The following is a 13,896-nucleotide window of genomic DNA, read 5'->3' on the forward strand; positions in this document are numbered from 1 at the left end:
CTCCCATCTCCACAACGGAAAAATCTCTATTTTTCTTTTCCGGCCAGCCTGCCATACCGCAGGTTCACAAATAATGCCAACATGACGCCAATTGCCGTAATCACGATATTCAGTATGATAACAGAACCAGCTCCTTTTGCTGCCCCCAGAGAACCAGCCAGCGACAGGATTGTATAGTTAGAAAGACTCGATGCAATCATGATAATACTTGTAATAGTCCCCTTAATCGTAGGAAACAGGTCATTCACCGTAGCTGTTGCAAGCTGCAGCACACCGCCTGCCGCCGAATAACCGATTACAAAAGCCCCCGCCATACAGATAGCAGGCGTCTTAATCATATAGACCAGAACCAGCATGACCGTTGCGATAGCCGGATAAATAGCCAAAAACCGTACCGGAAGGAACTTGTTAACCAGCACAGATGTAACAAAAATCGCCACAATGGTGCCTGCTGAATAATAAGTCTGCATCATGCCCGGGTCTGTCATATGTGCCACTTCTTTTCCAAATGTCTGCGCACAGTTCAGCCAGAGCTGGAAGGTAGCCGTACAGGTGAATCCAATTGCAATCAGTGCAACACTTTCCACCGTAAATTTTGCTTTCTTTAGGCTGCCAAGAAAAGAATCCGCTTTGTCTCCCGTCTTCCCTTCTGCCGCTCCCGCTGCTTTCTTTTCAGGCAGCGGAATCTTAAGCACGAGTACCCCTATCACCAGAATCACCGCCGCACATACATACATCAGTACAGAGTACGGAAGATTTGCCACGGCCAAAGCCCCCATCATGAACGGAAGCAGAAGCTGTGCCATAGAAATAAACAGCTTCGTCAGCATCGTAGCAAGTCCTGATTTTGGCTCCATAAGTTCGACACATGCGGGAATGACCCCTGTATCCAGAAAAGAATTGGCAGCCCCGCCCAGAATTGCTGCAATGTACGCCACCTGCATATTCGGAGAAAACGCAATCCCCACAAAGAACAATGCATAAGAAGCAATTCCGAGCAGTGCACAGGGCCTGCGCCCCATCCTGTCTGAAATCGGACCCGAAAATGGCAGGGTAATCAGACGTCCAAGTCCCAAAGCTGCCGCAACCATCGTTACTTTCTCCACGCCTGTTCCCCACTGCCCAGCAAGGAACTCCTTAATCACCTGCTGCCCAAGCAGAGAACAGCCAATCCCATGTATAAAATAATTCAGATACAGAATAAATGCGCTGCCCAGATATTTTCCATTTGGGCCGGACTCTTTTCTTGTATTTCCACTCACAATTTCACTCATTTTTCTACTCCTTCAATCACCGCGCCTTTTTCATTACACCTTACGGCTTTGGTTACGGTCTCCTTTATCCCGTCCACTTCCCCGCCCGGGAACTTCTCCCACGCGCTCTGCCACGGGACAGTCTATTGATTCTCCGAATGATGCAGCACATTCAGGATATACTTCAGATCTTCTATCGCAAGCTGCCCGGGCGCTGATACCCGCATGGTGCTTCCGAAGGTCAGCGCCGAGCCGAAGATTTCACCACTGATCCTGCTGATTCCACCCAGCCATTTCATCGACATCGTAATCAGAGGGCCATCCGCATGTGCATTGGCATACTGATTCGTCGCTGACAGAAGCGTGAGGACATCTCCCGCATTTTTAGGCATAACCGCCACCTTAGGCACATCCGCCCCAAGCGTCCTCATCTTGCACAGCCGTCCCACAATTTCCTGTTCATTCGGCGTTTTTTCAAAATCATGGCTGGAGATAATCACTGCTTTCCCTTTTCCATGTGCATATCCGCAGAAGTCCTGACAGACCTCATCACCCATGAACAACTCAATATCCAGCAGATCCACGTCGCCTGCATCCACCATAGACTGATTCAGTCTTATGTATTTTTCTAATTCTATCGAGTGGTTGGTCCCTTCGGTACGGTAAGTAAACAGGATTGGCTTATTGCCCATCTTCTTGCGGAGTTCCCTGCCCAGTCCGGCAGTCTTTTGAACATCATCCACATCCACATAATAATCCGCCCGCCATTCAATCAGGTCAGCCCCTGCCTGCAGTGCAAGTTCTGTCTCTTGCAGAATCCCCGCTTTATCCTTCCCTGTAATCGGAACACAGACTTTCGGCATTCCTGTGCCTAACTCCATATCTCTGATTTTCAAAGTCTTTTCCATGCCTTACTCCTCCACTTATTCCTACTGCTGCTTAATCTTTGGATATCCGCTGCGGCCGCTTTCTGCCCTACTTATTCGCCAGATACCCATGCTTCCTGAGTGAATTCAGGATATTATGCCCTTCTGACACACCTTCGATAATCCTTCTGGCACGTACGCTGTCTCCGATGTTAATCATCTCCGCCTTCTGTTCCCCGCCGCATACCTCTTCAATCTTTTCCAGTATCGGACTTTGGGACTTCATGCCAAGACAGACAAACCCATAGTCGAATGTGATCACCTCTGTCCTGCCTTCTGGCGTCTTCACCTGAAACTGCGTATTTTCTACTTTGGTAAGCGCTGTTTTTGTAAGTTCTCTGACACCATATTTTTCACTGATTTCCCGCATGCGCAGCTTACTGACAGGGTCTAAGTCGCGCCCAATTTGGTCGAGCATCTCAACAATCGTCACCTTTGCGCCTCTTGGGGCGAAAAACTCCACCACATCCAGTCCGACGGCGCCGCCGCCTATGACTGCCACACTTTTCCCTTCCATATTCTGTGGGAAGGAGTCCACATTATCAATCATGCGCAGGATGGAATATACCCGGCTGCCTTCCTTGTCAATCCAGTCATGCAGCCCTTCAATCGGCGGAAGCAGAGGCTTAGAACCGGTGGCATTCACGATGATGTTGGGCTTTAGGCTGCGTACGAACTTTGCCGTTGCTTCCATTCCAGTAAATGTATACAGATTTGGAAGGCTTTGGGCACGGTTAGTGAGATATTCCACAAAATCATGGATTCTGCGTTTATCCGGTATCTTGCTGATTTCCGCCGCCAGACCACCCAGAGTCTCTTTGCGTTCCAGAAGGAAAGTCTGGCAGCCAGTCTCTGCTGCCGTACATGCGGCTTCCAGCCCGGCAGTTCCGCCGCCTATGACAACCACATTACATGGCTTCACAACCTTTTGTGTCTTGTCTTCCCAACGGTTCACCAAAGGATTCACTGTACAGCGGATTGGCGTATTCTGTGCCAGCCTGTGTCCGGCACAGCCGATATTGCAGGAAATACATTTTCTGATGCGGTCTTCCCCGCCGAATTCTACCTTATTCACCCATTCGGGATCGGCAATCAGACCTCTTCCCATCCCGATAAAGTCAGCATCCCCATTTTCCAGAATCTCCTCCGCACGCTTTGGAGATCGGATATTACCAGTTGTAATCGTAGGCTTTTGGAATGTTTCCCGGATTGCCCTCGACATATAAGAGCGCCATCCGTCCTCCAGCTGGCAGCTGTCAATCTGGTACTGCAGTGAACTGTTCAGCCCTGCTGACACATCTATGACATCCACTTCCTCCTGAAAGTAGGTGAGAAGCTCTTTTGTATCTCCCAATGTATTCCCGCCTTCTGCCAGTTCATCTGCACTGATTCTGCAGAAAATCGGGAAAAATGGCCCCACCTGTCTGCGGACCTCTTCCACCACCAGCTTTGCCAGCCGTGCCCGGTTCTCGGCACAGCCTCCGAATTCATCGGTTCTCTTATTCATGGTAGGGGAAAGGAACTGGCTGATTAGATATCCATGCCCGGCATGAATCTCCACTGCGTCAAATCCCGCTGTCTGTGCACGTTTTGCCGCCTCCCCATACCGCTTCACAATCGAAAGGATCTCTTCCTTTTCAAGCGGTCTAGGTATACTCCCGCCCGGTTTGGACGGGATGTCGGAGGAAGATACCGTCTGCATCCCGATACGTGTATCCAGAGCCGAAGCCCCTGCATGGTTAATCTGAATGGCAATGCAGGTACCATACTGGTGTACGGATTCGCAAAGCTTATACAGTCTTGGGATATAGTTGTCATGGTCAATCCTGATCTGTGTAGTCCCATTAGACCCCAGCGGAAAGTCCACGCATGCATTTTCCACAATAATCAGGCCTGTCCCGCCCTGCGCCCGCTGCTCGTAGTAATCCATATGAAGAAAGCTCATTTCTCCATTCTGCTCCCCATAGTTGGTTCCCATAGGCGCCATTGATATTCTGTTTTTCACTGTCATTCTCCTGACTGTGAACGGTTCAAATAATTTTGGATATTTTTCGTGTTTCTTCATATTGATTACTCCTTTTATGCTTCTTTTATATCTGCATCATACCGGTAAGGATAGATGCCGTAATCTTTGAGCAGGCCAAGTCCTTTTCTGATGTCCTGCTGATAGTCGTTGAATGTATTCGCCTCATAAGAAATGTATCCTTTATAGGAGATGGACTTCAATATTTCAAACAGTGTCCCGTAATTGAATCCATCGCCCGCCATAGGAACTCTCCTCTCGGGAAACGGAAGAAGTGGGTTATCTACATGGACATGCTTGATAAAGTCCGCATATTCTACAATATCTGAATAAGGATGCCCGCCTGCGATGAACCATCTGAAGTCCAGCAGTGTCTTCAGGTTCCCGCATCCCAGCTTTTTTGCATAGTCGTAGGCCTCGGGCACGCTTAGGACAGAATTGCAGATTGCCGCTGCAAGAGGCTCCATCATAATCGTGATATTGTACGCTCTGGCGATATCGCACAGCGTGACAATCAGCTGCTCATTCTTCTTGGACGCCTCCTCACGCCCTGCCCCTTCCGGAAGGCTTCTGGTCTTCCCGTTGCCATATACAAAATACCTTGCACCCATCCTGGCAGTCCTGTCTACGGCTTTCTTCAGGTATTCTGTATAATACGCAAAGTCGAAACTGTCATCCGCAACCACTACATCGAGTGGGAGGGGATTATCGAAGACCTCACTTGCAATCCCACTGTCTTTCACCAGTTTTCTTGCTTTCTGGTATTCTAAATCATCAAATGACATGATTTCCTTAATATGCAGTTCAACTGCATCATATCCGGCTGCCGCAATCTGATCCGCCTCATTTACAAAGCCAAAATGGCTGGTTTTCATTTTCATAAGCCGCCCCCTAATCCTCATTTACTAGCACAACTTTTACATCTGTTGACCTGCCCGATACCAGCTCCTCCATCTTCTTCTGTACCTGATTCATCGGCGCAACGGTCGTAATCAGCTTTTTCAGGTTAATCTTGCCGGATGTAAGCATCTTTGGAATCTCGTATAATTCGTCAACATAACAATAGCTGCCCTTTAATTTCATCTCATGTGCCACTGCATATTTATACTCAAATCCATCCATATGCTCCGCTGCCATGCCAATCATCGCAATTTCACCGCCGTTTCTGACCATCTTCATACTGGTGTTCAGGCTGACTGCAATGCCTACACAGTCAGCTCCGGCATCTGCGCCCTTGCCGTTCGTGATTTCCATTACCTTTAATACAGGATCTTCCAGCCCGGAGTTAATTACATGGGATGCCCCGCATTCCAGTGCTTTTTCCAGACGCTGCTGGTTCAGGTCAATGCAGATTACATCCTTTGCGCCCAGATATTTTAAGCATTCTAATGCCAAAAGACCGATTGGGCCTGCGCCGAAAACTGTAACGACTTTATCTTTTACATCACTTAACATCTTAACGCCGCGGAGCGCAACGGAAGTAGGTTCGAACATGGAGCCTTCCTCAAAGCTTATGCTGTCTGGGATAGGAATCAGCTTTTCTGCCGGGACTACCACATAGTCTGCCATTGCGCCGTCATATCCGCCTGCCGGCATGGTTGTCCCCGGGATGAAACGTTCCTCACAGAGATTTGGAAGCCCTGCCTTGCAGTCCGGACATTCGCCGCATTGGATGTTTGGATACACTACGACCCTGCCGCCAACCGGTATGGATGGGTTCTCCACGCCTTCTCCATATTTATCAACGACACCGGAGAATTCGTGTCCCATTACAAGTGGTGCCACCCGCATGGCGCTGGTACCTTTGAACCCTCCCGTATCTGAACCGCAGATAGATACGGCTTTGACCTTAATCCTTACCTGGCCTTTTCCCGGTTCCGGAGTTTCACGTTCCTGTTCCTCGATTTTATATGGTGAGACATAACAATATGCTTTCATAGATTTTTCCTCCATTTCATCAATCTACATTTCCAATTACACTTCAATCTGTACCTTTATTTCCGTATTCTGCGGGTTATTCAGAATATCAAACGCTTCCTGTCCTCTCTCAAGAAGATACGTTGAGGTAATCAGGTCTTCTACATTCAGGCGTCCCTCAGCAAGCATCTGCGCCGCCTCCTTCATTTCCGAAGTAAACATATAGCTTCCCAGGAACTTCAGCCCTCTTCCCACAATCTCCATTGGGTCAATCTCTACCTTTTCATGCATCAGTGCTACAAGTACGATTGTTCCGCCATTTCTTACCAGCTCAAAGGACTGATTGATAGAAGAACCGACCCCGGCAGCAATGATGACTCTGTCTGCGCCATAAGAATCTGTAAGTTCTTTTACTCTTGCTGCAACATCTTCATCCTTCGCATTAATGACCTCATCTGCCCCACATTCTTTTGCCTTCGCAAGTCTTGTGTCAAGGATGTCGGATACAATCACCTTCGGAACTCCCAGAGCCTTCAGGAATTTTACAATCAACAGTCCAATTGGACCAGAACCAATAAGCACGACACTCTGTTCATCTACTGTCCTCCCAGTCTTCGCACAGGCAAGTGTCACTCCGCATGGCTCCAGCATTGCCGCTGCTTCATAAGAAACATTATCCGCAACAGGGACAACCATCCATGCCGGCACGGTCACATATTCCCGCATCGCCCCATCAGTCTGTGTGCCCCCGATTGCAGTGCCCATACTCTTCCTGTTCCCGCACAGATTACCTTCCCCACGTTTACAGAAAAAGCAGTCATTACACAACACCATAGGATTCACCGTTACCTTCTGCCCGGCTTTCAGATCTTTGACCTCATCCCCTACCATGGTAATATCACCCGAAAATTCATGTCCCAAAACAAGCGGCGGTGCAAATCGGTCCGATGCGAACCTGTATGCTCCTAAGTCAGAACCACAGATAGATACCTTCTTAATCTTAATCTGTACTTCATCTGCCTTCGGCATTGGAATTGCCCTTTCCTCAACCTCCAGCACACCGGGTCCATGATAAACTAATGCTTTCATTGCCTTTCCCATTATCCTGATCTCCTTCTTCCTTCTCCCCCGTCCATTAAGAGAATCGCAAAGGGGTTCTGCAAAGGGGTCTGACCCTTTTGCATAGGGGTCTGACCCCTTTGCTCTCCATTGTCAGATAATTATTGTGTATTGAATCAAATTAGCACGGCCATGCGATTGTATAGATATGTTTTCCGCCTTTTGTAGGTCCTTTTAATAATTTTTCTATCTCTTCCGGATCTCTCTGGCTCATGTATTTTGCATCAGGAAGTTTTCCTACCGGACATGCTTCCAAAATGTCATGATGTAATGTAACAAGGTAATCACATACCTTTTCGATACATGCTTTTGCCTTAGCCGGGTCTGCCTCTGTCGCGTGTCCTAATACCCCCTGTGGTGCTGTCACACACTCAATTCCTGCATTTCCCACAACACAGTGTCCCGGGATTGGGTTGCCATAGATATCACCGCCCCGGTCTACATGCCCTGCCGGAAGGATTCCGTGTACATCTGTGTCTTCAGCGTGTTCCATGTCGCAGTATTCCGGGAACAGTGCCAGTGAGATACTCTGTTCTGCCTCACAAGCATGCTGGAACGGTCTGTTAAATGGTCCGCCATGCTCTTTGTCCATCAATGTCTGGGCCATGACACGCGGCAAATCTACAAAGTAAATCATCGCAGGCACCTGATATTTTTTCCCCCACTCCTGAATTGCAACCGGAAGGGAATATTCCTGGCCATGCATGCTGATGAAAATCATCTTACGGAATCCAGTATTCCAAAAACCGGTGATAATTGCACGCAGATATGCCATAAAAACATCGTCCGGAAGCGGGATTGTGCAAGGCTGCCCAATATGATGGAAGGGGTGTGAGCCATACCATACCGGCTCTGCCACTGTACATCCAACCTTCTCTGCCACCATTTCTGCAATCCTTGATACGATAAATGTATCTTCACCGATTGGACCTGAATTCCCGTGATTCTCTGTGGAACCTACCGGGATAATGATGATATCGTCTTTCTCCAGCCTCTCCTCAACATCTTTTTTTGTCATTGTCTGATAATACATCTTCTTTGCTGACTCCATCTGTCCTTCGTTTGGAAAACTCCACTCTGCCATGATTAATTCCTCCTTGAATAAGTTGTTTATTAGTTTTTATGACTTATCGAACTGCATCTTGCTTTTCAATAAGCGAATAATGGATTACTCCACTATTTTCAAAATAATTCTGCTGCCTGTGACCATAAAATCACTTTGCTGATAATGCCCGAAGTCTCTGCTGATAACTGTCTGTTCCGACACCGTTTACGAGTTTTACGATTTTCCCGCCGGCTGCCATGATTTTTTCAAAATCCATTCCTGTCTCGATTCCCATAGAATTCAGCATGAACAGCACGTCTTCTGTGGAAATATTACCGGTAGCCCCTTTGATATATGGGCATCCGCCTAATCCTGCCAGTGAGGTGTCTATCTTATCAATCCCCGCTTCCATAGCAGCCACTACATTTGCCAGCCCCATTCCTCTTGTATTATGCATATGCAGCATCCAGTCCATATCGGGAAATGCTTCCCGGAGGGCCATCGTCCTCTCATAAACGAGCTTCGGTGTGCCAAGCCCTGCAGAATCGGAAAGGGAAATCTGGGCTGCCCCTGCATCCTGAAATGCCTTTACAATCTCCTTAATAAAATCAAATGAAATCACGCCTTCCCACTGTGAAGCAAATGGCAATGAAATGGACCCTGCAAATCCCATATGGTTATCCCTCGCTATTTGCCCGGATTTGGCAAATGTCTTCATAGACTCAAGCGGGGAACGCCCTGCTCCTGCCTTGTTATGTTCCATGCTGGCCGAAACGTTCAGCTTAATCTTCTGACATCCGCAGTCCGCTGCCCTTCTCACATCATCCGGCAGATACACAAGTCCCCGGTACTCAACGCCTTCCTTCATATGGAGCTTTTCAAAAACCTTGTCAGTATCCTTCATCTTATACATCGTCTCATACATGGAAAATGCACCGACTTCAATACTTTGGCAGCCTGCATCAACAACCTCCTCGATAATCCTCACTTTTTCCTCAACCGGATAAATCTCCGGGGCTGTCTGGAAACCATCCCTTGTAACTACCTCACAAAGGATTACTTTTTTGGGAAACTTCATCTTTCTTTCTCCTCTCTTTACTGTTTTGTTAATAAGATGCTTCAATGTGATATATCCATATCGATGTCTCGTGATATTATGTGATGCATCACCGGCTTTCAAAAATATGTCCAGATGGTTATAAACCAATCTGAACATACCCTTCCTTCATTCTCTCAACAGCTGCACTCGTATGCTGGTACATACATTCCAACGCTTCTTCGTACTTCTTCGCCTCAACCAGCTTCAAAAACTTCTCATGTTCCTCTATGGGAAGATAGCTATGCTTCCTCACAATCTTTCTCGAGCCTATCCTATACTGGCTGCGCACGCCTCTGTAAAAATCAGACAGCTGCTTATTCTGCAGCAGGTCAATCAGATAAACATGGAACTCTGCATCAACTTCCGTGTATGCCGAAATATCTTTCTGCTCCATAGCCCTCTTCTGCCTTACGATGAAAGCCTTCAGAACTAAAATATCGTCTTCCTCAATCTTATCAATAATCTTCGGCAGGACATAGTGTTCCACACATTCACGGCTCTGATAGATGTTTTGAATTGCTTTCATATCAATCCGCAGTACAGAAAATCCTACATTAGAATCAACCTCCAAAAGCCCTTCATTCTGCAGCTTCACCAGTGCTTCCCTGACAGGCGTGTAACTTAAGCCCAATTCCTTAGCACTCTTGCGGACACTGAAAAGTGTCCCCGGCTCCGCTTCCATAATCTGTTCTTTCAGGCTCTCATAAGCCTGTTCTTTCAATGTTGGCATATAAAAACTTCCTTTACCTTTGTCTTGTCTGTTTGCTTGTGATTTCTTGTGATGCATCAATCATATCACTTGTCAGTACATTTGTAAACCCCACAAATCAGACAAATATATCCAATAATTTTTGTGCATATTTCACATTTATTCAAAGGGGTCAGACCCTTTTGCTCTCCATTTTCAGAATATTCTTAAATTAATAGAATCGCTATCTGTGGTCTGCCACACATGTGTCTTTTTTATAACAATAATTGATTCCGTTTCAGTCCTATGTTACCATGAACACTAGATTTGAAAGAACCTCATCAAGTGTTCAGGCAGCTTCCGGCTATGTTTGGCCGTTGCTGGGGGTAATAAGGAGATTATTCTAATGAAAATATTAATTAAAAATGGACGTGTTTTGAATCCGGCAACCAATACGGATGCCGTGCTTGATCTTTTAACAGAAGACGCCTGCATTAAAGAAATTGGGACACATATAGACGCCACGGATACCGATAAGGTAATTGACGCCTCTGGCTGTTATGTCATGCCCGGGCTCATTGACATGCATGTTCACTTGCGCGACCCGGGATTCCTGTATAAAGAGACGATAGAGACTGGGACTCTTGCTGCTGCCAAAGGCGGATTCACCACAATTGTTGCTATGGCCAATACAAATCCAGTTATTGATGATGCACACAAGCTGGAAGCAGTCTATGAGCATGCCCGCCAGTATTCTCCTATTCATGTGCTTCAGGCCGGCTCTGTTACCAAGGGGATGAACGGTTTAGAGCTGACCAATGCCCGGGCATTAAAAAATGCCGGGGCTCCTGTATTAAGTGAGGATGGAAAGACGGTCATGAACGCAGCTCTGTTCCGCGAAGCCCTTTTAAACGCTGCTGCCCTGAACCTTCCTGTTTTAGATCACTGCGAGGATATCCATTTAAAGGGAAATGGCGCACTTAACAGTGGTTCCATCGCAAAAAAACTAAAAGTAGAAGGGATTTCCAATGCCGTTGAGGACACTATCATAGCACGGGACATCCTGCTTGCGAAAGAGACAAACGCACGTCTTCATATCTGCCACTGTTCCACTGCAGATTCTATGAAAATAATAAAAGCTGCTAAAGAGGACGGCATTTCCGTAACCGCTGAGGTATGTCCTCATCATTTCACGCTTACAGACGAAGATATCCTTCCCGGAGACTCTAATTATAAGATGGCCCCTCCTCTCCGCACCCGGAAAGATGCTGATGCATTAATAGATGGATTAAAAAATGGGACTATCGACGTAATTTCCTCCGACCACGCCCCACATGCCCTGTATGAAAAAACCGAAGACATCGCATCCGCCGCATTTGGCATCGTAGGTTTGGAAACTTCTGTTCCACTGACAATAACCGAACTTGTTATCCCCGGACACCTTACCCCTCTTCAGATGGCAGAAAAGATGAGTTATAATCCAGCCAAAATACTCGGGCTCGGGACGCGTGGCCTAAATGTGGGAGAAATAGCCGATATCACTGTCATTCATCCTGATATAGAGTTCGTAATAGATAAGGATTCCTTTGCAAGCATGGGGCGCAATACCCCATTTCATGGGCGGAAGGTCCGTGGAAAAGTCCTGTTTACTATCTGTGAAGGGGTTATCTGTTAAACCAGAACAACTAAAATAACAATCACAAGATCTTTTACTCACAGGCAGCCTGTAAACAGTAACCATCATTCCCTATATTACGATATTTTTATCCAAAATTCCCTGTTTCTTTCCTCCGAAATATGTTATTATTATAACGTATTGTAATGAATAGCGAGAATCAATGAATGGAGAAGAAAGCTATGAGTCTAATTGAAACAGTAAAAGATGCCGGTATTGTAGGAGCCGGTGGGGCAGGATTTCCTACACATGTGAAGTTAAACACAAAGGCCGAGTATTTTATCGTTAACGCTGCCGAATGTGAACCATTGATTGAGACAGACAAGTATCTGTGCAGGACCTTTGCCGATGAACTGATCAAGGGCATCACTTATATTGCCGATCATCTGGAAGCAAAGAAGCGCTACATAGCCCTGAAAGCAAAATACAAAGCCGAGATTGCCGCTTTAAAGGAAGCGATTGATAAGAATCACGCTGATATCGAGATTTTCGAGATGCGCACTTACTATCCGGCCGGAGACGAGCAGATTATCGTACAGCAGGTGACAGGAAAGACCGTTCCTGAACGCGGGATCCCGATCGAGGTGGGCGCCGTAGTTGATAATGTAGGAACCGTACTGGGAATCTACCGTGCTGTTACTGAGGGAGCAAAGGTAACAGATAAGTATCTTTCCGTTGTCGGGGAAGTAAAAGAGCCGATTATGCTGAAAGTGCCGATCGGGACACCGATCCGGACATGTATAGATGCCGCAGAACTTAAGATTTCTGATTATGCAGTCATTCTCGGCGGCCCTATGATGGGAAAAGTTTTCGCAGATGACAGTATGATCGACAAGCAGGTTGTAACGAAGACAACAGGTAACATTATCGTGCTTCCGAAAGATCATTACCTGATCAAGAAAACCCAGGTCCCGATTGAAAGACTGAAACACCAGGCAAGAAGCGCGTGTATCCAGTGCCGCATGTGTACGGATTTATGTCCGCGTTTCCAGACAGGGCACAGTATCAAGCCTCATCTTGTCATGCGTAATATCTGGAGGGAGGATATCATTGATTCCAATGAGGAGTTTGCAAAGAGCTTCGGCGATGCCGTGAACTGCTCCAGCTGCGGAGTGTGTGAGATGTTCTCATGTCCGATGGGTCTTTCTCCGAGAAAAGTGAATGATTACATGAAGGGAAAGCTTCGTGAAAGAGGAATCATGATTGATAAGACTCCGAATCCGACAGCAAGACCGACTATTGAACTGAACCGTATCCCGACTGACCGTCTGATCTCAAGACTGGGGCTTGCCCAGTATAACGGACTGCATGCACACAGCTGTACAGAGTTGCTTCCCAAGGAAGTCTTTATCCCTCTGTCCCAGCACATCGGCAAACCGGCCGCTCCCGTTGTAAAGGCGGGCGACACCGTACATACAGGCGACTTGATCGGACAGGCTGACGATGCTGGATTATCTGCCAACATCCATGCAAGCGTAGACGGAACCGTAACCGAAGTAACATCCGGCGGCATCAGAATTAATGTAAACTAATGGAGGAATCAAAAATGGGAAATTCAGTTGGAATGTTAGAATTATCCAGTATAGCAAAAGGAATTGAAACATGTGACCACGTACTTAAGGCGGCTGAGGTTGAATTACTGAGGGCCTCCACCTTATGTCCGGGAAAATATATGATCATCATCGGCGGTGACACAAGCAGTGTCAATGCGGCAATGAGTGTAGGCGAAGAGATCGCAGGACCTTTCCTTGTGGACAAGCTTCTGATCGCAAATATCAGTGATCAGCTGATGCCTGCAATCAGCAGTACAACACAGGTACCTACAAGCGGGGCTGTCGGAGTCCTTGAATTTTACTCTGTCGCTTCTGCCATTGTTGCGGCCGATACGGCTGCAAAGGCTGCGGATGTACACCTGATGGAGATCCGCACAGGATTTGCCGTGGGCGGTAAAGGATTTATCACCATGTGCGGCGATGTCAGTGCAGTAACCGCTGCTGTGAAGGCTGCGGAAGAAGTCAGCGACCTGCTGGTTAACAGCGTTGTAATCCCGCGTCCTACAGATAAGCTTTACGAAGCTCTGATGTAGCAGATTTACCACGAATATATAAAACGCCAAACAGTCACGATAAAACAGCTGTCCCGGCTGCGTCC

Annotated in this window: 12 protein-coding genes; 3 read left to right on the forward strand and 9 right to left on the reverse strand. The window is 47.1% G+C overall.

All coding sequences use genetic code 11. The features are described from left to right. Window positions 1-26 precede the first annotated feature (26 nt). The 9 genes from A8806_RS01190 to A8806_RS01230 form a co-directional block, all read right to left on the reverse strand. A complete protein-coding gene (locus A8806_RS01190) occupies window positions 27-1,274 on the reverse strand; it encodes an MFS transporter (protein WP_109729329.1) in 1,248 nt (415 codons plus the stop codon). A gap of 122 nt (window positions 1,275-1,396) precedes the next feature. Further along, the gene (gene aroD / locus A8806_RS01195; protein ID WP_109729330.1) at window positions 1,397-2,161 is read right to left on the reverse strand and encodes a type I 3-dehydroquinate dehydratase; all 765 of its coding nucleotides are present in this window, start codon (window positions 2,159-2,161) and stop codon (window positions 1,397-1,399) included. A 67-nt stretch (window positions 2,162-2,228) separates the two neighbouring features. Then, window positions 2,229-4,244 carry an NAD(P)/FAD-dependent oxidoreductase gene (locus A8806_RS01200; RefSeq protein WP_109729331.1) on the reverse strand — a complete coding sequence of 672 codons (2,016 nt, stop codon included), beginning with the start codon at window positions 4,242-4,244 and terminating at the stop codon, window positions 2,229-2,231. 14 nt (window positions 4,245-4,258) lie between these two features. After that, window positions 4,259-5,083, reverse strand: coding sequence for a sugar phosphate isomerase/epimerase family protein (locus tag A8806_RS01205; RefSeq protein ID WP_181368534.1), 825 nt, complete (start codon window positions 5,081-5,083; stop codon window positions 4,259-4,261). 10 nt (window positions 5,084-5,093) lie between these two features. Then, window positions 5,094-6,140 carry a zinc-dependent alcohol dehydrogenase gene (locus A8806_RS01210; RefSeq protein ID WP_181368535.1) on the reverse strand — a complete coding sequence of 349 codons (1,047 nt, stop codon included), beginning with the start codon at window positions 6,138-6,140 and terminating at the stop codon, window positions 5,094-5,096. A gap of 36 nt (window positions 6,141-6,176) precedes the next feature. Further along, complete coding sequence (locus A8806_RS01215) at window positions 6,177-7,220, reverse strand: zinc-dependent alcohol dehydrogenase (protein ID WP_109729334.1); 1,044 nt, start codon at window positions 7,218-7,220, stop codon at window positions 6,177-6,179. Window positions 7,221-7,359: 139 nt separating this feature from the next. Beyond that, window positions 7,360-8,322 carry a 3-dehydro-scyllo-inosose hydrolase gene (gene iolN, locus A8806_RS01220; RefSeq protein ID WP_109729335.1) on the reverse strand — a complete coding sequence of 321 codons (963 nt, stop codon included), beginning with the start codon at window positions 8,320-8,322 and terminating at the stop codon, window positions 7,360-7,362. A 130-nt stretch (window positions 8,323-8,452) separates the two neighbouring features. Further along, window positions 8,453-9,361, reverse strand: coding sequence for a beta/alpha barrel domain-containing protein (locus A8806_RS01225; protein ID WP_181368536.1), 909 nt, complete (start codon window positions 9,359-9,361; stop codon window positions 8,453-8,455). Between the two features lie 118 nt (window positions 9,362-9,479). After that, window positions 9,480-10,112, reverse strand: coding sequence for a GntR family transcriptional regulator (locus A8806_RS01230; RefSeq protein ID WP_181368537.1), 633 nt, complete (start codon window positions 10,110-10,112; stop codon window positions 9,480-9,482). Window positions 10,113-10,476: 364 nt separating this feature from the next. Between A8806_RS01230 and A8806_RS01235 the strand changes: the two genes are divergently transcribed. The 3 genes from A8806_RS01235 (at window position 10,477) to A8806_RS01245 (ending at window position 13,831) form a co-directional block, all read left to right on the forward strand. Further along, window positions 10,477-11,745: a dihydroorotase gene (locus A8806_RS01235; protein ID WP_109729338.1), complete on the forward strand. Its 1,269-nt coding sequence runs from the start codon at window positions 10,477-10,479 to the stop codon at window positions 11,743-11,745. A gap of 182 nt (window positions 11,746-11,927) precedes the next feature. Continuing rightward, window positions 11,928-13,277: a 4Fe-4S dicluster domain-containing protein gene (locus tag A8806_RS01240; protein ID WP_109729339.1), complete on the forward strand. Its 1,350-nt coding sequence runs from the start codon at window positions 11,928-11,930 to the stop codon at window positions 13,275-13,277. A 14-nt stretch (window positions 13,278-13,291) separates the two neighbouring features. Continuing rightward, a complete protein-coding gene (locus A8806_RS01245; protein ID WP_109729340.1) occupies window positions 13,292-13,831 on the forward strand; it encodes a BMC domain-containing protein in 540 nt (179 codons plus the stop codon). Window positions 13,832-13,896 lie beyond the last annotated feature (65 nt).

It is taken from the genome of Faecalicatena orotica (assembly GCF_003149245.1).
GTDB lineage: Bacteria > Bacillota > Clostridia > Lachnospirales > Lachnospiraceae > Faecalicatena_A > Faecalicatena_A orotica.